This is a genomic window from Pseudomonas sp. AL03, assembly GCF_029960815.1.
Classification (GTDB): Bacteria; Pseudomonadota; Gammaproteobacteria; order Pseudomonadales; family Pseudomonadaceae; genus Aquipseudomonas.
Map to the genome: position 1 here is coordinate 118,520 of NZ_JASBRE010000012.1, position 22,159 is coordinate 140,678.

Sequence of the window (22,159 nt, forward strand, 5' to 3'; positions counted from 1 at the left end):
TGTTGTGGGAGAGAGACATGAACAGATTTCACGAAAAAGTCGCGCTGATTACCGGCGCCGCCCAAGGCATCGGTCGGCGTGTTGCTGAACGCATGGCGGCAGAAGGTGCTCGGTTGATTCTGGTCGACCGCTCCGAGCGGGTGTTCGACGTACAAAAGCAATTGGGGCAGAGCAGCCAAGTGCTGGCGCTGACCGCTGATCTTGAGCAATACAGCGAATGCAGCCGCGTAATGCAAACCACTATCGAGCGTTTCGATCGTCTCGACATTCTGATCAATAATGTCGGCGGGACGATCTGGGCCAAGCCCTTCGAGCACTACGACGCGGCGCAGATCGAGGCTGAAGTTCGCCGCTCGCTGTTCCCGACGCTGTGGTGCTGTCATGCCGCGCTGCCGTTCATGCTTGAACAGGGCAGCGGCGCCATCGTCAACGTTTCGTCCATCGCTACTCGCAGTGTCAATCGCGTGCCGTACGGTGCGGCGAAGGGGGGGGCAACGCGCTGACTGCTTGCCTGGCCTTCGAAACCGCCGGTCGTGGGATTCGGGTCAATGCCACTGCGCCTGGTGGTACCGAAGCGCCGCCGCGGGTCATTCCGCGCAACAGCGCTGAACAGAGCGCGCAAGAGAAGGTCTGGTATCAGCAGATTGTCGACCAGACGCTCGACAGCAGTTTGATGAAGCGCTACGGCACGCTGGATGAACAGGCGAGCGCTATTCTGTTTCTGGCCAGCGACGAAGCGTCCTATATCACCGGCATGATCATGCCGGTCGGTGGCGGCGACCAGGGTTGACACGCAATCAACCCTACGGACACCATCCGGCGCGACGTCTGGTCGGCACTTCAATGAAGGTCGGGTGTAAGGTATTCAGGTGAATCCAGGATCATCACTGCCGAGATGGAGGTGACTATGAGCGTTCCGATGCTGACCAAAATGCACATGAACGGTTATGACGTACTCAGCGTGAACAATGGCCCGTGGCGGGTGTGCACCAAAGGTGACCGGCTTGGAGCCTTTGGCAGCAGAGAGGAAGCACTGGCCTTTGCGGCCTCTCTTCCCGGCTACAAGGCCAGATCAAGCCGGCCTGCACGCAGCCAGAAGTCAGATTGATAGTGCGCCTGCAGCCCCGGTTCGCCGGGGCTTTTTCGCATGGCGTTAAGGTCTGGGGCTAATAACCGCCACCACCGGAGCTGCGGGAAGGCTCTCGGGCTTTTTGTAGTCAAAGCACGTGCCTGGCTCAGCCGTGCGATCCGTTATCGATAAAGGCTGGCCGCCGATCTGCTGGACTTGATCCTTGCTCATGCCGGTCTCCACCTTTGCGACCAACGGCCGATCCCGATAGATGCGCGACTCAGTGCTGCAGCCACTCGACGCTGCCAGTACGACGACCAGCGCGCCTATCGGCTTGCTCATGGCAGCGCTCCTGCTAATGAGATTTCGTTCGAGTGATGAACTTGGCTTTCACTTCCTCGGCATAACCCTTCAGTCGTTCTTCATCTCCCTGAAACAACTCGCACAGCTTTTGGGCTGCTTGCGCATCCACATCATTGCCGAGCTGGCGTAGCTGCTCTGCGATGCGCAATAGCTCTACCGCTGACCATCTCAAGTCCGACGCAACGCCTTGCAGGTCACGCCGAAGTTCGTTTTCAGATTCGTTGAGCCACATGATGACCTCCTGAGAATCTCTGCTACGAAATTTTAGCCCCATTTCCCACTTCATGGCGTTTTGTTCGTCAGGGCCGTTGGCGTTGCCTTTTGTCGGGAAAATGAACGCGAACGAGCAGATCTGATGTCGTAGTGAGGTAGTGAACTTTCGCGAGGGCGAGGCAACTTCCAATGACGACCACCGATGACTTTCGATCTCATGCCCATGAGCTGATCGTTGACCTGGACGCGGCTACCACGGAGATGATGAAGCTGATTTCCGCACATCAGCTCAGCGGCCCGGAATGGGAGCGGGTCACTCAATGGCAGCATGAAGCGTACGAAAGATGGATGACCTATCTCAACGAGAGGTCATACCCGGGTCCGGGCGATAACAACGCGCCTCGCTGAGTGCAGTTCAGCGGATGGATGTCTGGGCAGCGACGCGCTACATTCCTCTTTTTCGGGATAAGGAAGCGTCATGCGCAAGTTGATTGGGGGAGCAGGGTTGGCGTTGCTGGCGGGCTGTTCGTTGCCCGCGTCCTTGGTGCCGGGTGAGCCCAATGTCAGCAAGTACAGCAACAAGGCGCCAAAAGACTATGCCGCGTGCGTTCTGCCGGCGTGGCAGCAGGAAATACCCAATACAACCCAATCGGCGATTTCCAACGGCTACCGGCTCACGGCGCCGAGCATCATCACGGTCGACGAGATCGTGGATATCGTGAAATCGAAGGAGGGCAGTCACGTATCGCTTTATCAGGGGCCGCCGTGGGCGAAATCAGGGGCGCTGCGCAAGACAGTGCGTGATTGCCTGTAAGGTTTAGCCGGTGATATCGGTCACCTGGATGATGTCGTCGATTGCCTGAGTGCTCGCACTGGTTTTCTTTTCCCGACGTTCGTTCATCCAGTCGTCCACCTGAGCATTGAATTGCGCCGGCGCTTTTCGTCCGACCTTCCTGGCGAGATCAAGAATGGTCTGCTGGGCGAGGGCGTCTTCCATACGTTTCTGCGCGATCATCATGGCGGCATGGACTGAGCAGTGATCAGCCACCGCCCACGCCGGCGCGGAACCTTCGAACAAGGCGCAACGCCCCCGAATCTCTCGGCAATCGAAGATGAGCTTCTGGCCGTCGATGGCATTGACGATATCCAGAAGGCTGATTTCGTCAGAAGGCCGGGCCAGCTTGAACCCCCCGCGCACGCCTTCAGTGGCGACCACCAGTTTTGCCTTGGCCAGTTTGGTGAAGATTTTTGCCAGATAGTCCTGAGGGACGCCTTGCAGTTCAGCAAGGTCGCGCACGCTCGCCTCACGGGTGTCACCGCAATTTCCCACCAAAAAAATCAGGCAATGAATGCCGTACTCAACGCCCGCGCTGTAAAGAGACATATCGATCTCCGACTAAAGTAGTCGTAAATGTTAGCAGTGGAAAGTGAGCTGAGCAATGAATCGATCCCGTATTCACTGCGTCTGCTCAAACTTCATACGCTGGTTGGACGATTTATTGCTCCTCCTGAGGACAAATCAAACTTTTCGATGGTAACCATCAGTAATTTCGTTTGTGCTAAGAAACTGGGATCAATATAGTCGTAGTTATCAGGTCGGCAGCCGCTACCGAAGAGCGTGACCTTTAACGAATTCATCACTTGGTCTTCTCCCCCGGAGTTAAAAATGAAACAGCACATCTTGGTTATCGGCGCAGGTTTCGGTGGCATGTGGACGGCTTTGAGCGCCACGCGCCTGTTCGACATTCATGGTCACAACGACGTTGAAGTGACTGTTCTGGCCCCTCAGGCCGAGTTGCGTGTACGTCCGCGCTTCTACGAGCCGAATGCGCACCAACTGGCCGCGCCGATTGGCGAACTGTTTGATGCGGTCGGCGTGAAGTTCATCAAGGGCGCTGCAGAGAGCATCGACGTCGCGCAAAAACGCGTCGGTTACGTCGATGCATCGGGCAATCAGCAAGTGTGCAGCTACGACAAACTCGTTCTGGCGACCGGCAGCCGTCTGGCACTGCCGAACACTCCAGGTGTGGTGGAACACGCCTTCGACGTCGACCAGATCGAACAGGCCGTACGCCTGGAAAATCACCTCAAATCCCTGGTAAACCTGCCAGAAAGCAAAGCCCGCAACACCGTAGTAGTTGCCGGGGGTGGCTTCACCGGGATTGAAACGGCGACTGAAATGCCTGGGCGTCTGCGTGCCATCCTGGGTGATCGTGCCGGCATCGAAGTGATCATCGTTGATCGTGGCGAGAAAGTTGGCGGGTCCATGGGTGACGAGATTGCCAAGTCGATCGCTGAAGCCAGTATTGAAACCGGCGTGAAATGGCGCTTGAAATCGTCGGTGGTCGCCGTCGACGATAGCGGCGTGACCCTGGCCGATGGTCAGCGCATCGATGCCAAAACCGTGATTTGGACCACCGGTGTGCGCGCCAGCTCGCTGACCGAGCAGATTCCGGCCGAACGCGATCACCTCGGTCGTCTGCACGTCGACGCGCACCTGAAAGTCATTGGTCAGGAAGACATTTTCGCCACCGGCGACGTCGCCTGCGCCGCCAGCGATGACATCGGTAACTTCGCGTTGATGACCTGTCAGCACGCCATCTCGCTGGGTCGTCATGCCGGCAACAACGTTGCCGCACAGATCCTGGGTGTGGATCCGACTCCGTATAGCCAGCCTAAATACGTGACCTGTCTGGATCTAGGCGCCTGGGGAGCGGTCTACACCGAGGGTTGGGACCGTCAGGTGAAGTTGATCAAGGCGGAAGCCAAGGCGCTGAAAACCCAGATCAACACGACGTGGATTTACCCACCTGCGGCTGACCGTGTCACTGCGCTGGCTTCAGCGGATCCGATGATTCCTGTTGCCTGAAGCGTCGGCAGCGTTGCGTCGATAACGCTGTCGGCTTGAAAAAAATCCCGCCCGGGTTCTCTTGCGCGGGATTTTTTTTGCGCCTTGAACGGTTGCGGTCGTGAAATTTAACGTGTACTTTTTCATGAAATTATAAGTATAGAAGTTCACGAGGCCCGCATGTTTCAGCAATCTGCCCAGCACGTCGCCAGCTATTACGCTCACTCCTGTGCGGATCGTCTGTTGGATCGAGCCCCTTTGCAGGGCGAGCAGGACACCGAGGTGTTGATCATCGGGGCTGGCTTCAGTGGATTGCATACGGCGTTGCGTCTGGCCCTGGCTGGCAAACGCGTGACGTTGCTGGAAGCCAGTCGGGTGGCTTGGGCAGCCTCGGGCCGCAATGGTGGTCAGGCCATTCTCGGTTGGTCGTGTGACATGCCGCCATTGGAGGCGGCGCTGGGTTATGAGCGCGCGCGCCGGTTATGGGACGGCATGCGCTGGGCTGCACGAGAGTTGCGAGCGTTGCCTGCACGCCATGATTTCGATTGCGACTATCGGCCCGGCCACCTCTGGACATCGGTGATGCCGCGACGGGTGAGTCTGCTGACAGAATGGCAACACGAGGCCAGCCACAAGTGGGGTCACGATGGTTTGCAGTTCATTGAGCGCGAGGCGTTGCCGGAATGGGTCGCCAGTGAGCGCTACCAGGCGGGCCTGTTTGATCCTGAAGGCGGGCATTTGAATCCGCTGAAACTGGCGCTCGGGCTGGCTGCCGCGATTGAACGTGCCGGTGGATGCATTCATGAACACAGCAAGGCGCTGAGTTATCGCGAAGAAGGCGATCGTTACGTGGTCACCACTGAGCGCGGTCGCATTCAGGCGGACGTGTTGGTGCTGGCGTGCAACGCCTATCTGGATCGGCTTGATCCGAAACTGTCGAGTTGTGTGTTACCGGTCGGCACCTATCAGGTGGCCACCGCGGCACTTTCAGAGGAACAGGCAACCGCATTGCTACCGAGCAATGTGTGCGTCACCGACAATCAGTTTGTCCTCGATTATTTTCGTCGTACGCCGGACAACCGCCTGCTGTTCGGCGGTGGATGCACCTATCTGGGTGGCATGCCGAAGGACATCGCGGCCGCGACGCGGCCTTATCTGGAGCGCGTATTTCCCCAGCTAAAGGACGTCGAGCTGGATTTTGCCTGGGGAGGGCACATCGACCTCACCCTCAAGCGCACGCCAGACATCGGTCGACGTGGCGATCTCTACTGGCTGCAGGGTTACTCAGGCCACGGCGTGCTGCCGACATTGGCCGGGGCCCGCGCCGTGTCCGACGCGATACTTGGCCAGCCGGATGAGTTGGCGTTGTACCAGGGTTTGATCAACGGCAGTTTTCCCGGTGGTAAGTATTTGGCAGCACCGCTGGAAGCCATCGGCAAGGCCTGGTATCGGCTGCGCGACAGTCTTTGAAGCATCAATTTCTGGAAGCCTTTAGATGGACATGCAAGAAGAAATATCGGCGCTGGCGATCCTGATCCAGGACCTGCGCAAGCACAAAAAATACACGCTGAAAGACCTGGCAGACAAAATCGGTCGTTCGGTCGGCTTTCTCTCGCAAGTCGAGCGGGGGCTGTCACGTCCCACGGTGGCGGACTTGACCGCCATCAGCGAAACCCTTGGCGTGCCGACCACTTATTTCTACAGCTTGCCCAAACCCATGGCATTGCCTTGGGTGACCCGACCGGATGAGCGACGCACGCTGTATTACGCCGACGGGATTACCGACATCCTCGTCTCCCCGAAGATGAGGGCGTCCTTTTCAATGCTTGAAAGCCAACTGATGCCCGGCGCCAGCAGTGGTGATCGGCACATGAATGACAGTTCGGAGCAGGGTGGCTATGTCCTCGAGGGGGAGTTGACGCTGTGGCTGGATGACGATCAACCGGTGACATTACGTACCGGCGACAGTTTTCAACTGGCCAGTCACACGCATTGTCGCTACGGCAACCTCACGGATCAGCTCACCCGAGTGCTTTGGGTTTACACCTGATAAAAACAACAAGGAACACTAACGATGGATGCTGTCTGCTCTGATCTGGTTGCTGAGGTTCGCGCGTTTCGTCAGCGCTTCCCGCAGGTACGTTACGTTGACCTGATTTCCCTGGATATTCCCGGGCATTTTTACGGTAAGCGCTACCCGATAGAAATGCTCGAGAAGGTCGCCGCCGGCAGCGTGCTCAAGCTGCCGCAAAACTGTGTGTTGCTGGGCACGCAGGGCGGTCTGTTCAAAATCGGCGACTACTGTTTTAACGACGGTGATCCGGATGCTCCCCGCCGACTGGTGCCCGGTACGCTCAAGCCAGTGAGCTGGGAAAAACAACCGCTGGGGCAGATGCTGATTACCTCAAGCGGTACTGAAAAACCTATCGTCTTCGAGCCGCGAGAAGTGTTGGCGCAGGTGCTCGAGCGCCTTGGCCGAAAAGGGATTTTTCCCGTGGTCGCGTTCGAGTTGGAGTTCTATCTGTTCGATCGCCAGCTGCGTGACGGCTTGCCACAGTTCCCTCGCGATCAGATGACGGACGATGCCGATGATCAGCCGAATATGCACATCGAACGGCTGTCGAGATTTTCACCGGTACTCGATGAAATGGTCGAGACCGCGCGGGCGCAAGGCATCGACGCAACGGTGATCACTGCAGAGCTGGGCCCAGGCCAGTTCGAGATCAATTTTGGTCACCTTGACGACGGCCTGCGCGCGGCCGACTGGGCGGCCCTGTTTTGCCGCAGCACACGGGGGGTGGCCCTCAAGCACAACCACCGCGCCAGCTTCATGGCCAAACCCTACTTGCAGCACCCCGGTAGCGGCATGCATGTGCATGTGAGCCTTTACGACAAGTCGGGGAATAACCTGTTGGCGGCTAACGATCAGCAGGCGCTGCGCCATGCGGTGGCCGGCTGCCTTGAAGTGTTGCCGCATTGCATGCCGATCTTTGCACCAAATCACAACGCAATGCGTCGCTTGAGCGGCACAGTGAACGTCGCGACGCGCGCCAGTTGGGGGTTTGAAGATCGTGACGCCTGCCTGCGGGTGCCTGAGTCGGACGCTAAAAATCTGCGCATCGAACATCGCCTGGCGGGCGCGGATGCCAACCCTTATCTCGTGTTGGCGGCGATTCTGGTAGGGCTGGAGCAAGGGCTGGAAATCGGTCGTGAACCGATTGCATCCCTCAACGAAGATCGTGGCAGCGGTATCGACTTCCCGCTGGAGATGCTGGAGGCCGTGCGTTCGATGCAAAACAATGCGCAGTTGCGCGAAGGTTTGGGGTCGGAATTTGTGGATGTCTACTGCGAAAACAAGCGCCAGGACCATTTGGCATTCCTGCAGGACATCAGTGCGCGGGAGTATCGCTGGTACCTCTAAATTAGGCCTTGTCGACGCTCATCCGTTAAAATTGTGTGGGTATTTAATGGGTTAGACGTTTTAGTAACTCGATAGTGAATCAAAGTATCTTGTTACAGGCAGAAGTATTAAGTAATATTCGCCCCGCGTTCACCACCACGGTTTATGCATTTTGAGTCCCAGGCTTCCATCAGCTGCCTGGGATTTTTTTTGCCTGAAATTCGGCACTTGCTCAATCTAAGTGGACCGCTCGCCGCGCAGGTAAGCCTGCTCGGCGCCCCAGGGAAGGGCAAGTGATGGGAGACGACCGTTCAGCATTGGACTCGACCCTACACGTCAACGGATCACGCTTAAATGATGGGGTGGTAAAAAATGAGACTGGTTGTGGTGGTCTGCGGATTCCACGCCATCCGCAGTGGCCGTTGCAGCGTGAATTTGGTCAATAGGGGCCCTGTATCGGAGATGCCGAGCAGCGCTGGTGGCCTGTTTTACGGCAGTGCCGTCCGAGATCAGCCGAGTCCGCCCCCTGATGCCAACCAAGAATTTTCTGCCGGGTCTCATCCTGGCGTTCTGCGCCGTCGCGTCGCTTTGCTCGGTTGCTGCCGAGCGCAGAGCGCCCTCGCAAAGTAACAGCGCTTCAACCACCCTAATCGAAACCGCCTCGCGGCAGTATGAAGATGGCCAGTTGGACCCAGCCGCTGCCACGCTGGAGCGTGCCCTGCCTATCCAGCCGAACAATCCCGCTACGCTGCATTACCTCGGAGTGTTGCGTCTTCAGCAGGGGCAATACCAGCAGGCTGAAACGTTGGCGGTGCGCTCGAACATGCGGGTTGGTCGTGACGTCGAGTTACGCAACCGCAACTTGCAATTGATCCAGGCAGCGCAGCAGGCCAAGCGCTACAGTCCCTCAGCAAAACTCCCATTGAACATGCACTCGATACTTTGAACGACTATCAAGTACTTGGATGGACTAATAAGGCCCGCACCTCTGACGTCCGTTTTTAAAGGTATTAACTGTTGCGTGTAGTGCCGGCGCCAATAAATAGTTAATAAAAAATTGACATGTTTCATTCGCTTTACACTCTGCGATGAATTTAATGGCTGCGCTTACAATGTTGTAGCGTTGGCGTTGCACCGTGTCAGGGTTTTAGGCATGTCTGTGCAGCAAGTACCGTAAGCGCCTGCTTATTTTTGGTGCGTGGATATATTTTTTGTTCAAGTTGCCAGTCTCGATAACTTTTATATCTGGCTGATTTTAGTAGTGATTTTTCTAAACGTTAACGTGTTGTCGATTTTGGCACTCGCTTTGCTGATCTCACTGCACATGTTGTCGGCGCGAAGTGTTCGAAATATTTTTAAAAAATGACAGTGTCAAAGTGATGTTTGTCTACACTCAAGTTCTTCGAGTGTGGTCAAGAATCAAGTTGTACCTAACTGCCGGCTAGTTGGCGCGGTAGAGCGACTGTCGGTCTGCGTGGCATGCCGATGGCCTTCCTGAATCAGGGTAACGGGGGTATTCACCGATGCGTATCAGCATTTTTGGTTTGGGGTACGTGGGCGCTGTATGTGCGGGCTGTCTCTGTGCTCGCGGACATGACGTAATCGGGGTGGATGTCTCGCAAGTCAAGGTCGACCTGATCAACCAGGGTAAGTCGCCCATCGTTGAGCCGGGCCTGGAGACGCTGCTCGAGCAAGGGGTAAATTTTGGGCGGCTGCGGGGTGGCGGTGATGTGAAGGCCGCAGTGATGGGCACGGATATGTCGTTCATCGCCGTCGGTACGCCCAGCAAGAAGAATGGCGATCTGGATTTGGTCTACATAGAGTCGGTCTGCCGCGAGATCGGCGAAGCCCTGCACGACAAGGACAGTTGGCATACGGTCGTGGTGCGTAGCACGGTGCTGCCGGGCACCGTGAAGAACGTGGTGATCCCGATACTTGAAGACTGTTCCGGCAAGAAGGCCGGGGTCGACTTCGGCGTGGCGATCAACCCGGAGTTCCTGCGCGAAAGTACCGCGATCAAGGATTATAACTGTCCGCCCATGACGGTGATCGGTGAACTCGACCAGCGCAGCGGTGACATGCTCGCCGCGCTCTATCAAGAGCTGGACGCGCCGCTCCTGCGCAGGAGCATCGAAGTGGCGGAGATGATCAAGTACACCTGCAACGTCTGGCACGCGACCAAAGTGACCTTCGCCAATGAGATCGGCAATATCGCAAAGGCCGCCGGCGTCGACGGTCGCGATGTGATGGACGTGATCTGCCAGGACACCAAACTCAACCTGTCGCGTTATTACATGCGCCCCGGCTTCGCGTTCGGCGGTTCCTGCCTGCCCAAGGATGTGCGTGCGCTGAACTATCGCGCCGGGCAAATGGACGTCGAGCACCCGCTGCTCGCCTCGATCATGCGCAGCAATGCGGTGCAGGTACAGAGAGCCTTCGACATTATCAGCAGTTATGGCAAGCGGCGTGTCGCGCTACTCGGCCTGAGCTTTAAGGCGGGCACCGATGACCTGCGCGAAAGCCCGCTGGTGGAGTTGGCCGAGATGTTGATCGGCAAGGGCTACGACCTGCATATCTTCGACCGCAACGTTGAGTACGCGCGTATTTACGGGGCCAACAAGGAATACATCGAGTCGAAGATTCCGCACCTCGCTTCGCTGTTATGCGCTGACCTTGCGAAGGTGATCGAGCAGGCGGACGTGATCGTGCTGGGTAACAGTGACGAGTCCTTCGAAGCCATTGCGCTTCAGGTGCCCGAGGGCAAGCAGGTGGTCGACCTGGTGGGCTTCATGCCGCACGCCAGTGGCGATCGGCTTGAGGGTATCTGCTGGTAAGCGAGGCGCGCGAGCGGGGCGCGGAGCTGGTGCGCCCCGAGCAACATGGGTTTATCGAACAGGGCTCACATCTATGGCTGATTCCAGGGTTTACTTGCGCGAAGCGGCGGGCTGGTTGTTCTACGTCACCGCGCTGATGGGGCTTGCACTGTTGCTGCCGCGCACAGTGCTTGATCCCGAATCCAGGGACTTTCTCCTGTTGCTGGGGGCGGTCGGTATCTGGCGTTATTCGATGGGCGCGATCCATTACCTGCGGGGGGTGCTGTTCCTTTATCTGGTATTCCCTTATTACAGACGCAAAGTCACCAGGCTGGGCAGAAGTGCCGATCCGTCGCAAGTGTTTTTGCTGGTCACCAGTTTTCGTATCGATGCGTTGACCACGGCGCAGGTCTACCGCTCGGTGATCGAAGAGGCCATTGGTTGTGGCTACCCGACCACGGTGGTCTGTTCCATCGTCGAGCTGGCCGATGAACTGCTGATCAAAGCGCTCTGGGACAGCTATACCCCGCCGGAGCAGGTCAAGCTGAGCTTCGTGCGGATTCCCGGCACCGGTAAGCGCGATGGCCTGGCCCATGGTTTTCGGGCGATCTCCCGGCATTTGCCGGATGCCGATGCGGTGGTGGCGGTGGTCGATGGCGACACCGTGCTTTCGCCCGGGCTCGTGCGTCAGACCGTGCCCTGGTTCAAGCTGTTCCCGAAAGTCGGCGGGCTGACCACCAATGAGTTCTGCGAGGTGCGCGGAAGCTACCTGATGAGCCAATGGCACAAGCTGCGGTTCGCCCAGCGGCACATCAATATGTGTTCGATGGCACTGGGCAAGCGAGTGCTGACAATGACCGGGCGGATGTCGGTGTTCCGCGCCCAGGTGGTGACCGACCCCGGCTTTATTCAAGACGTTGAGAGCGATTATCTGCAGCACTGGCGCCTGGGGCGTTTCCGCTTCCTGACCGGTGATGACAAGTCCAGTTGGTACAGTCTGATGCGGCTGGGCTACGACACCTTTTATGTGCCCGATGCGGCGATCAACACGGTTGAGCACCCACCGGAAAAGAGCTTCTTCAAGGCCAGCCGCAAGCTGATGTTCCGCTGGTATGGCAATAACCTGCGGCAGAACTCGCGGGCCCTGCACCTGGGCGTGCAGCGGTTGGGCTGGTTCACCTCGCTGGTGCTGTTCGACCAACGCGTATCGATGTGGGCCAGCCTGCTCGGGCCGTCAATAGCGATCATTGCCAGCCTCAAATACAGCGTGGCCTACCTGCTGATCTATGTGCTCTGGATCGGCGTGACGCGCTTGATCCTGAGTCTGCTGTTGCTGGCTTCGGGGCACCCGGTCGGGCCGGCTTATCCACTGATTATCTATTACAACCAGTTGGTCGGCGCCATGGTGAAGATCTATGTGTTCTTCCGCCTCGACCGGCAATCGTGGACGCGCCAGAAAACCAGACTCGACCGCGGGCTGGCCAGCTATCAGCGCTGGTTCAATACCTGGTCGTCGCGGGCCATGACCTTTTCGGCCGGCAGTGTGTTTTGCGCGCTGCTGATGTGGGTGGTGTAACGCGGGTATCAGGGTAGTCGGCGTGCCGTGTCGGTCTGCTCGACGGTAAAAAATAGAGGTGAGCACCGGCACTGACCTGCCGGATCGGTCTGAATCGTGGATGGGAAGGGACGCGTTATGAACACAGCCGTTTTTGCTGTTGATGACAATGTCGTGCATGAGTCAGAGGTGCAGCGTCAGCATGCGCGGCTGAATCTACCGGCACGGATCAAGTTTAATGGGCCGGACCGGGAGAAGTTCGATTGCGAACTGATCGACTTGTCGGCCGGTGGCTTCAGCCTGAGTCAGCCGGACACTCCACTGATCGCGGGCCGCCATCACAAAGGCAAACTGGTGTTCCAGGTCGATGCGCTGGGGTTTGCCATCGACGTGGAATTTGTCGTGCGCTCGGTCAGCAGCGAGGGACTGCGGGTGGGTTGCGAGTTCCACAACCTGCCTCCGCGCGCGATCTCCGCATTGCGTTATCTGATCACCTCCTACCTCTCGGGAGGGGTGATCAGCCTGGGTGACATGCTCGCGACCCAACAACGCGACAACTTCACCAAGCCGCGAAAGCACGAAAGCGGCAATGGCATGGGCTTTTTCGCACGATTGCGGGCGACCACGGTGAGCCTGCTGATGTTTCTGGTGGGACTGGTTGCCTTTGGTTATGTGCTGAACCAGTTGTATGGCATTTATTTCGTCACTCACGCCGAATCGGCGCGGGTCAATGTGCCCGGTCAGTTGATCGGCCTGCCGCGCGACGGCAGCGTCAATTCGTTGGTCAAGGTGGGCGCGGTGGTGTCCAAGGGAGCCCCACTGGCGACCTTTTCTGCCTCGCTGCTGGATGTGATGAAAGGCAATCTGCCGCCCGGGCAGGCGACCCCGGAAAACCTTGAGCGCCTGTTCAGCCGCACCCTGCAAGGTTCGCTGACCAGCCCTTGCGATTGCCGGGTGGTGGCGCAGTTGGTGCCGGACGGGCAGGTCGTCGGCAAGGGCACCACGGTGTACGAGTTGATGCCGATCGACGGTGTGGCAACCATCGAAGCGCGCTTCCCCTATAAGAATTTTGCCAAGATCCAGCCTGGCAAGTCAGTGAGCTTTCAACTGATCGGAGAAGAACAGCCACGCACGGGCAAAATCGCCGCCGTGGCGCTGGACAACGGTGGCCTGGCCTCCGACCTGCGGGTGACCATTGAGCCTGACAGCCCGTTGCGGACCGAACTGGGCGGGCGTCCGGTGGAGGTCAGTGTCGAAGATCTGCAGGACAATGTCTGGGTGCAGAATGCCGTGGCGGCCAACACCTGGGTGAAGAGCGCCTGGGAGAATAAAGTCATGGCGGCCGGAAAATGAACGGCGTATGGCGATCGGGGCTGCGGTTTTCTGCGCTGGCCGCTGCTCTGACGATGAGTCATGGGTGTGGCACCCTGCCGGATCAGGGGGTGGCGCGCGAGGCCATGTTGCGCGGCGATTATGAAACAGCACGCAAGCACTACGCGGCGCTGGCGGAAGACGGCTATGCCGATGCCCAGGCCGGGATGGGCGACTTGACGGCGTCGGCGGGTGACCCGACAAGCCTGAAAGAGGCGGAAGTCTTGTACCGGCAGGCCGCGCCGGAATCGGTCAAGGCGCAGTCACGTCTGGGCCGTCTGTTGCTGCGTCAGAGCCCGAGTGATCCCCAGCAAGTGCACGAGGCCCGGCAATTGTTGGAAGGCGCGCTGGATAAAGGCGAGTTCACTGCGGTGGTGCCGCTGACGTTGTTGTACCTGGGCTACCCGCGAATGGCGCCTGTGGTGGAACCGCAGCAGAAGGTCGACAGTTGGCGCGCCCAGGGCATTGTCGAGGCGGACCTGGCGCAGATTCTGATATACCGCAATCAGGGCACTTATAAGGCTCACCTGCCGCAGATCGAGCAGATGTGCCGGGCGCGGCTGGCGGTACTCGATGCCTGTTATGTGGAGCTGGCCACCATCAACCGAATGCGCGCCCAGCCCAAGGCGCAAGCGGACTTGCTGGCGCAGTTGCGCCAGGGTTGGCGCGAGGGACGAGTAGCGCCCTTGCGGGTCGAGTCGGTGGCGCGCGTTCTGTCCTCGCCAGCCCTCGAAGGCCCGGCCGACCCGCAAAGCGCCCAGCGCCTGCTCGAGGAACTGGCACCGGTCTATGCGCCGGCCTGGACCAGCCTCGCACGGTTGATCAACGACTATCCCGTGCAAGGCGATGCGCCGCAATTGCTTTCGGCCTTGCAACGCGGACGCGAGGCGGGCGACCCACGGGCGGAACTGCTGACCGGGCGGCTGTATTACCTCGGCAAATGGTTGCCACAGGATCCGCGCCTGGCTGAAGAGCATTTGCTCAAGGCGACCGCGGCCGGTGAAGTCGGGGCGCATTACTACCTGGGCCAGTTGTACCGGCGCGGTTATCTGGGCCAGGTCGAACCACAGAAAGCGCTGCTACATTTGTTGCTGGCAGCCCGCAACGGCTCAACCAACGCCGACCTGGCCCTGGCCCACATGTTTTCCGACTCCCGTGGGATCAAGGTCAATCGGGTCAATGCTTTTGTCTTTGCGCAACTCGCGCAACGCCAGGGCGTGGTAAATGCAGAGCCAGTACTGTCGGCCCTGCAGTCGGGGCTGACCCCGGCAGAAAGGAAAATCGCGCAGCCCTTGCTTGAGGAAGAAGCCCAGGCCCGTCTGACGGGCGCGGCTTTAGCCAGGTTGCAAACTCCGGAAAATGGACAGGACTTACTATGAAGCAAGCATTGTTGGCAGGATGTGGTCTTGGGGTTTCGCTGATGTGCAGCGTCGGTCTGGTGCTGGCGGCGGAAGTGGCACCGAAGAACTTCGGTCTGGATGTGAAGATTACCGCTGAGTCGCAGGAGGACCGTGACCTGGGCACCGCGTCCGGTGGCACGGTCAACGGTATCGGCATCGACGTGCGCCCTTGGGCCTTTGGCCAGTGGGGAAACTGGAGTGCCTATGCGATGGGGCAGGCGGTAGCCGCGACCGATACCATCGATACCGATACGATCAACAACGGTGTCGACGCCACTAACGCCCGTGAGACGGATGACAGCTACCTCGCGATGCGCGAGTTCTGGGTCGATTATGCGGGCATCACCGCTTATCCGGGCGAGCATCTGCGTCTGGGGCGCCAGCGTCTGCGTGAGGACAGTGGCGAGTGGATGGACACCAACATCGAAGCGCTCAACTGGACCTTCGAAACCACTCTGCTGCGCTCCCACCTTGGCGCTGCTCAACGCTTTTCCGACTACCGCACCGATGTGGACGACCTGTCGCCCGAAGACGAAGATCGTTCCCATGCCTTCGCCGACATCTCTACGCAATGGACGCCCAATAATTGGGTAGGCCTGCGGGTACATCACTCAGAGGACAGCGGCAATCTGCCCGACGCCGGCGAGCAGATCGATGCACTTGACAAGACCAACACCGGCAGCCTGACCTGGGTCGGCCTCGAAGCGAACGGTGACGGCTACAACTATCGCTCGACGATGCCGGTCAATTACTGGCTCAACGCAACCTGGCTGACCGGCGATCGCGACACCCTCACCACCGTGGTGGGCCCTGACGGCGATCGGGTCGCGACGGGCCACACCAGTGGCGACGTCAACGCCTGGGCCGCAGACTTGGGTTTGCGCTGGAACATCGATGAGAGCTGGCGCCTCGGTGCGGCCGCGGCCCGCGGCGACGGCGGTGGTCGCGACCAGGAGAATCAGTTCCAGCAAACCGGCCTGCAGAGCAACCGCTCGAACTACACCGGCACGCGTTCGCGCGTACACCGCTTCGGTGAAGCCTTTCGCGGTGAACTGAGCAACCTCCAGGTGGCTACCGTGTTCGGCTCCTGGCAGTTGCGCGAGGACTATGACGCCAGCCTCGTCTACCACCGCTTCTGGCGGGTCGACGACCAGCAGGACACTGGCGACGACGGGATCATCAATGCGGCTCTGGTGGACGGTGAGAAGGACTTGGGCCAGGAAGTCGACCTGGTCATGACCAAGTACTTCAAGCAGGGTCTGTTGCCCGCGAGCATGGTGGATTGGGTTGACGAACCCTCGGCACTGGTCCGCTTGCGCCTCGGCGTGTTCTTCACGGGCGACGCTTACGCCAGCGACACCGATTCGAGCATGCACCGGGCGTTCATTGATTTCGTTTGGAAAATCTAGGTCCGGGTTGTTGCCCGCAGTGATGCCATTGTGGGCAACAACGCCTTTATCACACCAGATTGCATTTATTTTGATGGGTGAGACTTATGGACAGTGTCGTCAAGATCACGCTGTTGCTCGCCGGACTGCTGTTGGTGCAGGCCGCGGGTGTCAGCGCGGCGGGTCTCGTCGAACCGCCGCGCTATACCATCAGCGAGGCTCCGGGAAAGCCTTTGCTGATCAGCGAGCCGAAGATCCCCGACCTGTCCGGCTATACGGCCGAGGCAGCCATGGCGAAGATTTCCTACAAGCCCGCCGGCCGTGCCTTGATCCAGCCGATGCTCAAGGAAAACTCGCTCGACGAGTTCATCGGCGGCAAGGAGCGACTCAAGGAGTGGGTGGTGCGCCAGCAGCGAATGCCGGTGGCGATCTTCATCGACCGTGGCTACATGAGCCTGACGCAACTGGCGCGCAGCCTGCCACCGACGGCCTTGCGCGAAACTGCGCCGGGGGTGTTTCTGGCACGCTTGCCAATCGTCATACGTCCCGGCGGGACCCTGCATATCGACAAGTCGGTCAAGGAATTGCGATTGTCCCAGGAGGGCGGTTCCTTCCTGGTCAATGACGGCAAGCTGTTTATCACCGACACCAAGGTCAGCGCCTGGAGCGAGAAGAACAACAGCCCGGCCTGGTACAAGAAAGAGGGCGAGTTCCGACCCTTCCTGGTGTCTTGGGGTGGCACCGAGACCTACATCGTCAACAGCACCATCGCCAGCTTCGGCTACACCGCGAGCAAAAGTTATGGGGTGAGTATTTCCCAGTACAGCCCGAGCATGGCGCCGAAGATGAAACGTAAACGACCGACCGGCTGGCTGCTCAATTCGGAGTTCGTCGACAACTGGTACGGCTTCTATTGCTATGAGGCCGACGACGTGGTGATTCTCGGCAATGCCTATCGCGACAACATCGTCTATGGCATCGACCCGCACGATCGTTCGCGCCGGTTGATCATTGCCCACAACGATGCCTTCGGTACCCGCAAGAAGCACGGCATTATCCTCTCGCGCGAGGTCAATGACAGTTGGATCATCTACAACCGCGCCTACAACAATCACCTGTCGGGCATTGTCCTGGACCGTTCCAGCGTCAATAACCTGCTGGCCTACAACGAATCCTACAAAAACCACTCCGACGGCATAACCCTGTATGAGAGCGGCAATAACCTGCTCTGGCGCAACCGCGCAATCGACAATAACCGCCATGGGATTCGGGTGCGTAACAGTACCGGTGTGCGGCTGTATGAAAACGAGCTGATGGCCAATGCCCTGACCGGCATCTACGGCCACATCAAGGATTTGCGCGGCACCGACCGCGATCTCAAGGAAGACCCCTTCGACGCCAAGCTGTCGCTCACCGTGGTCGGCGGCAAGCTGATCGGCAACGGTTCCAGTCCTATCACGGTGTTTTCACCCTCGCGTCTGGAACTCTACGACTTGACCTTTCTGGCGCCGCAGAAACAGGACGGCCTTGCCTTCACCGGTTTGTTGGGGGAAGTGCAGGGCGACTTGATGGACATTCTCCTGCGCCGCCGTGAAGCCGCATTGATTCTGCCGGTGAAACTTTGAGGAGCCTGCTGATGAAGACAATCCATGGGTATGCCGCGCTATGCATGCTGTCTGTGCCGGCGTGGGTCCAGGCGCAGCCGGAGTACACGGCCGAGGCCTGCTGCAAACTGTGCCCGCAAGCGGCGCAGGCGGCACTTTACGAGCAGCCGACGCTGAAAAACTACGCGACCCTGGTGGAGGCCAAGGACCAGTGGCTCTTTCGCACCCAAAGCGATTTCCGCACTGACTTCGGCCTCGATGAGAGCGGTTACAAGGCCCTCAAGCGCTTGCGCGACGGGCTGGCCCAGCGCGGGGTCGAGCTGGTGCTGGTGATGCCACCCAGCCGCGGCTTGCTGCATGCCGACCGCCTGACGCCGCAGGAACTGGCCAGATTCGATCAGGCCAAGGCCCGGCAGAACTACGTGCAAACGCTGGTCCGGGTGCGTGACTTGGGCGTTCAGGTCCCCGACTTTACCAACCTGCTGAGTGCGCCACAGCCAGCGGGGCAGCCCTTCTACTTCAAGGGCGATCACAATTGGACGCCCTATGGCGCCGAACGCAGCGCACAGTTGGTGGCCCAGGCGCTCAGGGGCAACGATGTGCTCAAGGCATTGCCGCATCAGGTCTTTGCCAGCCAGCCAGCCGGCCTGCTGGGACGCTCTGGCACGTTGCAAAAAGTCGCCGCACAGATCTGCGGCAACGGTTATGCGGCGCAGTTTGTCACCCGTTATCAAACCCGGGCCCAAGGCGATTCCAAGCTTCCCGCCAAAGTCGCATTGATCGGTACCAGCGCCAGCGGCGAGGCGTTCAACTTTGCCGGTTTCCTCGAACAGTATCTACAGACGCCGGTCAGCAACTTCAGTGTTCCGGGCGGTGGCTACGATGATTCGTTGATCGCCTACCTGCTCGGCGACGACTTTCAGAAGCGCCCGCCGACGGTGCTGGTGTGGGAAACCGATAATCTCGACAGCATCCAGAAATCCAGCTTCTACCGGCAGGCGATGGCGGCGCTGAGCGATGGCTGCGACAACCAGGCGCCGCTGCTCAAAAGTCATTCGACCTTGCACAGCGGGCGCAATCAAGTGTTGTTCAACGGCGGTGGCGGCACGGTGTATCCGATCAAGGGCAATCGCTATCAGGTCGACCTTCAGTTCGCCGATCCTGGCGTGCACCTGATGAGCGCGACCCTGACCTACATGAACGGTCGCCAGGAAAACATCAGCTTGAGCCGTGCGCCGACGGTCAATACCCAGGGCCGCTTCGCCTTTGAGCTGCGAGCCGATGCAGACTGGGACGAACTGACTTTTCTTTCAATGGATGTGCAGCCACCGCCTGGAACGGCCTCCATGGAACTCTCGGCCCGCTTGTGTGCCAAGCCAGTCATCTCTGCGGCACCATCCCTGCGCACCGCGCAGATGGAGGGGCACTGATGCGTCAGGCGCACTGGGCCGCCGTTGGCGTGGCCTTCATTTTGATGGGGCCGATCGTGCAGGCGGCGGCCGCTCAACTCCGCCCGCCGCAGGGCTATTACGCGCCGGCCGTGGACAAAGATGGCGACGCTCCGAGCTGTCCGGCGGCACCCAAACCTTATACCGGTGACCTGTTGATCCCCAGCAAGTACGAGGGCTCTGGCAAGGCACGTGATCAGTTCAACGCGCAATCCAACCAACGCTACAAGCAAATGTCAGCCGATATCAACGAACTGGAGAAGGGCGTCAACAAACACGTCGCAGCCTATTTACGGCTCGGCCGCGCAGGCCATGTGGAATGCACCCTGAGCTGGCTGGGCGAATGGGCCAAGACGCAGGCGCTGCTGAGTACCACCTACACCCATACCGGCAAGTCGATGCGCAAATGGGCGCTGGGCAGTATTTCTTCAGCCTATCTGCGGCTCAAGTATTCGCGTTCGCAGCCATTGAAGGGCCGCGAGGCGCAGACCCGGCCGATCGAGGCCTGGATCGGCCAAGTCGCCGATCAGGTGGTACGGGACTGGCGCGACCAGCCGCTGGACCGGCTGAACAATCACCAGTATTGGGCGGCCTGGGCCGTCATGGCGGCCTCGGTGGTGGTCGACCGGCGCGATCTGCTCGATTGGTCGGTAGCGCAGTTCCGCATCGGCGCTTCCCAGGTCGATGCAGACGGTTATCTGCCCAACGAACTGAGCCGCGAAACCCGCGCACTGGCTTACCACAACTACGCGATGGGGCCGCTGATGATGATCGCTGCCTTTGCCCGAGCCAATGACATCGACCTGCGCGAAGAAAACCACGGCGCCATGCGGCGTCTGGCGGCGCGGGTGGAGGAAGGGATCAAGGATCCACGCTCGTTTGAACGCAAGACCGGCTACAAGCAAGAACTCGAGGACCTCAACGAGGACGGCAAGTTTGCCTGGCTGGAACCTTACTGCGCGCTGTACGACTGCTCGGTGCAAACCAACCGCTGGCGCCAATCGATCGAACCGATGAAAACCTATCGCCTGGGCGGCGATATCACCCAGCTATTTGCTGGTCAGAAAGAATAAATGCAACAGCCAATACGCACTGGATACCCGGTGGGGCCATTCGTAAATGGGCTTGTGTTGCAAAAGGGAAGGCAATCCTTCGCTGTTCGAAGAGCCTTCATGTCGAGTGATGAAGGTGCGGGAGGAAAGTGAAAATGATTCCAGTCATTCTGTCCGGTGGCACTGGTTCGCGGTTGTGGCCGTTGTCGCGCAAATTGTATCCCAAGCAATTCCTGAGTCTGGCAGGCGAGGGGTCGCTGTTTCAGCAGACCCTGCAGCGCCTGGCGTTCGAGGGTGTCGGCAAGCCGATCGTGGTCTGTAATCAGGAGCATCGCTTTATCGTCAATGAACAACTCGCCGCCATCGGCTGTACGCCTCAGGCGATACTGCTCGAACCCTTCGGCCGCAATACCGCACCGGCGGTGGCGCTGGCGGCCCTCAAGCTGATCGCCGAGGGTCGCGATGAGCTGCTGCTAGTGCTTCCGGCTGACCATGTGATCAGTGACGTGCCCGCCTTGCGCGCCACGCTGTCACATGCGCAGGAAGAGGCGCTCAAAGGCAATATGGTGCTGTTCGGCATTCCAGCGACGCGTCCGGAAACCGGCTTTGGGTATATCAAGGCCGCCTGCGGTGATGCTGGCGCCGGCGCCTTCAAGGTCGAGAAGTTTATCGAGAAACCCGACCAGCAAACCGCCACCGAACTTGTCCGGTCCGGCGAGTACTTCTGGAACAGCGGCATGTTCTTGTTCCGTGCCAGCCGCTATCTCGACGAGTTGCGCACTCACGAACCCGACATGTACGACACCTGCGTGCTGGCCCTTGAGCGCAGCCGCAGCAGCGAAGGCGTGACCAGTATCGATCGGGTCACCTTTGAATGCTGCCCGGACAACTCCATCGACTATGCGGTAATGGAGCGCACCAGCCGCGCCTGCGTCGTCCCGCTAAGCGCTGGCTGGAGTGATGTCGGTTGTTGGTCTTCGCTGTGGGATGTGCATGACAAGGACGCCGATGGCAATGTGCTCAAGGGCGATGTGGTCAGCTACAACAGCCGCAATTGCTTCGTGCATGGCAGTAGCAAGCTGGTGACCCTGCTAGGGCTGGACGATTTGGTTGTGATAGAAACCAAGGATGCATTGATGGTCGCGCACCGCGATGCCGTGCAGGACGTGAAAAAACTGGTCAATGCGCTCGATGCCAAAGGCCGCTCGGAAACCCAGAGCCATTGCGCGGTGTATCGCCCCTGGGGCAGTTACGATTCGGTGGACAGCGGCACCCGTCACCAAGTCAAGCACATCACCGTGAAACCTGGCGCGCAGCTTTCCCTGCAGATGCATCACCACCGTGCCGAACACTGGATCGTGGTGTCCGGCACCGCCCAGGTGACGTGCAACGAAAAGGTCTTCCTGCTCACTGAAAACCAGTCCACCTACATCCCGATCGCTTCGGTGCATCGCCTGTCCAACCCCGGCAAGATCCCGCTGGAAATCATCGAGGTGCAGTCCGGCAGTTACCTGGGTGAGGACGATATCGAGCGCCTGGAAGATGTCTACGGCAGGAACCAACAGGTCAAGAGTTGAGCCCGTCGCACCTCGTACCTCGCCGGGTTGTTGAAAAGCCTAGTGAGCAGCCACCGAA

At 59.1% G+C, this 22,159-nt stretch carries 18 protein-coding genes and 3 pseudogenes; 18 read left to right on the forward strand and 3 right to left on the reverse strand.

The window, feature by feature from the left end:
• The first annotated feature begins 17 nt into the window (after positions 1–17).
• Positions 18–790: pseudogene (locus QK293_RS14125) on the forward strand (1,6-dihydroxycyclohexa-2,4-diene-1-carboxylate dehydrogenase).
• A 117-nt stretch (positions 791–907) separates the two neighbouring features.
• Positions 908–1,108: a DUF2188 domain-containing protein gene (locus tag QK293_RS14130; protein WP_282377869.1), complete on the forward strand. Its 201-nt coding sequence runs from the start codon at positions 908–910 to the stop codon at positions 1,106–1,108.
• Positions 1,109–1,166: 58 nt separating this feature from the next.
• On the opposite strand, the pseudogene bamE reads toward QK293_RS14130, so the two are convergent.
• Positions 1,167–1,411, reverse strand: a pseudogene (bamE, locus tag QK293_RS14135) (outer membrane protein assembly factor BamE).
• A 13-nt stretch (positions 1,412–1,424) separates the two neighbouring features.
• The gene (locus tag QK293_RS14140; protein WP_282377872.1) at positions 1,425–1,664 is read right to left on the reverse strand and encodes a hypothetical protein; all 240 of its coding nucleotides are present in this window, start codon (positions 1,662–1,664) and stop codon (positions 1,425–1,427) included.
• Between the two features lie 170 nt (positions 1,665–1,834).
• On the opposite strand from QK293_RS14140, the gene QK293_RS14145 reads away from it, so the two are divergent.
• Together QK293_RS14145 and QK293_RS14150 are read left to right on the forward strand one after the other, a co-directional pair.
• Complete coding sequence (locus QK293_RS14145) at positions 1,835–2,053, forward strand: hypothetical protein (protein WP_282377873.1); 219 nt, start codon at positions 1,835–1,837, stop codon at positions 2,051–2,053.
• A gap of 70 nt (positions 2,054–2,123) precedes the next feature.
• Positions 2,124–2,459, forward strand: coding sequence for a hypothetical protein (locus QK293_RS14150; RefSeq protein ID WP_282377874.1), 336 nt, complete (start codon positions 2,124–2,126; stop codon positions 2,457–2,459).
• A 3-nt stretch (positions 2,460–2,462) separates the two neighbouring features.
• Here QK293_RS14150 and QK293_RS14155 read toward each other — a convergent pair whose 3' ends face one another.
• Positions 2,463–3,029: an Rrf2 family transcriptional regulator gene (locus QK293_RS14155; protein WP_282377875.1), complete on the reverse strand. Its 567-nt coding sequence runs from the start codon at positions 3,027–3,029 to the stop codon at positions 2,463–2,465.
• A gap of 282 nt (positions 3,030–3,311) precedes the next feature.
• Between QK293_RS14155 and QK293_RS14160 the strand changes: the two genes are divergently transcribed.
• The 14 genes and pseudogenes from QK293_RS14160 (at position 3,312) to QK293_RS14225 (ending at position 22,101) form a co-directional block, all read left to right on the forward strand.
• A complete protein-coding gene (locus tag QK293_RS14160) occupies positions 3,312–4,514 on the forward strand; it encodes an NAD(P)/FAD-dependent oxidoreductase (protein ID WP_282377876.1) in 1,203 nt (400 codons plus the stop codon).
• Between the two features lie 159 nt (positions 4,515–4,673).
• The gene (locus QK293_RS14165; RefSeq protein ID WP_282377877.1) at positions 4,674–5,963 is read left to right on the forward strand and encodes an FAD-binding oxidoreductase; all 1,290 of its coding nucleotides are present in this window, start codon (positions 4,674–4,676) and stop codon (positions 5,961–5,963) included.
• A 25-nt stretch (positions 5,964–5,988) separates the two neighbouring features.
• Positions 5,989–6,543: an XRE family transcriptional regulator gene (locus QK293_RS14170; RefSeq protein ID WP_282377878.1), complete on the forward strand. Its 555-nt coding sequence runs from the start codon at positions 5,989–5,991 to the stop codon at positions 6,541–6,543.
• Positions 6,544–6,567: 24 nt separating this feature from the next.
• Positions 6,568–7,914 (forward strand): glutamine synthetase family protein, encoded by a 1,347-nt coding sequence (locus tag QK293_RS14175; RefSeq protein ID WP_282377879.1) that lies wholly within the window; start codon positions 6,568–6,570, stop codon positions 7,912–7,914.
• Positions 7,915–8,422: 508 nt separating this feature from the next.
• Positions 8,423–8,788: pseudogene (locus QK293_RS14180) on the forward strand (tetratricopeptide repeat protein); the annotation flags it as partial.
• A 628-nt stretch (positions 8,789–9,416) separates the two neighbouring features.
• The gene (locus QK293_RS14185; RefSeq protein WP_282377881.1) at positions 9,417–10,727 is read left to right on the forward strand and encodes a UDP-glucose/GDP-mannose dehydrogenase family protein; all 1,311 of its coding nucleotides are present in this window, start codon (positions 9,417–9,419) and stop codon (positions 10,725–10,727) included.
• A 73-nt stretch (positions 10,728–10,800) separates the two neighbouring features.
• Positions 10,801–12,282 carry a glycosyltransferase family 2 protein gene (locus QK293_RS14190; protein ID WP_282377882.1) on the forward strand — a complete coding sequence of 494 codons (1,482 nt, stop codon included), beginning with the start codon at positions 10,801–10,803 and terminating at the stop codon, positions 12,280–12,282.
• A gap of 117 nt (positions 12,283–12,399) precedes the next feature.
• Positions 12,400–13,614 carry an alginate biosynthesis protein Alg44 gene (locus QK293_RS14195; protein WP_282377883.1) on the forward strand — a complete coding sequence of 405 codons (1,215 nt, stop codon included), beginning with the start codon at positions 12,400–12,402 and terminating at the stop codon, positions 13,612–13,614.
• The gene (locus QK293_RS14200) at positions 13,611–15,011 is read left to right on the forward strand and encodes an alginate biosynthesis protein AlgK (RefSeq protein WP_282377884.1); all 1,401 of its coding nucleotides are present in this window, start codon (positions 13,611–13,613) and stop codon (positions 15,009–15,011) included. Before QK293_RS14195 ends, QK293_RS14200 begins: the two co-directional genes overlap by 4 nt.
• Before the next feature lie 41 nt (positions 15,012–15,052).
• Positions 15,053–16,441, forward strand: a complete 1,389-nt coding sequence (locus tag QK293_RS14205; RefSeq protein ID WP_282377913.1) for an alginate export family protein — start codon at positions 15,053–15,055, stop codon at positions 16,439–16,441.
• An 86-nt stretch (positions 16,442–16,527) separates the two neighbouring features.
• On the forward strand, positions 16,528–18,045 hold the full coding sequence (gene algG / locus QK293_RS14210) for a mannuronan 5-epimerase AlgG (RefSeq protein ID WP_282377885.1): 1,518 nt from the start codon (positions 16,528–16,530) through the stop codon (positions 18,043–18,045).
• A gap of 11 nt (positions 18,046–18,056) precedes the next feature.
• The gene (locus QK293_RS14215; protein ID WP_282377886.1) at positions 18,057–19,454 is read left to right on the forward strand and encodes an alginate biosynthesis protein AlgX; all 1,398 of its coding nucleotides are present in this window, start codon (positions 18,057–18,059) and stop codon (positions 19,452–19,454) included.
• Complete coding sequence (locus tag QK293_RS14220; protein ID WP_282377887.1) at positions 19,454–20,545, forward strand: mannuronate-specific alginate lyase; 1,092 nt, start codon at positions 19,454–19,456, stop codon at positions 20,543–20,545. Before QK293_RS14215 ends, QK293_RS14220 begins: the two co-directional genes overlap by 1 nt.
• A gap of 134 nt (positions 20,546–20,679) precedes the next feature.
• Positions 20,680–22,101, forward strand: coding sequence for a mannose-1-phosphate guanylyltransferase/mannose-6-phosphate isomerase (locus tag QK293_RS14225; RefSeq protein WP_282377888.1), 1,422 nt, complete (start codon positions 20,680–20,682; stop codon positions 22,099–22,101).
• The last annotated feature ends 58 nt before the right edge of the window (positions 22,102–22,159 follow it).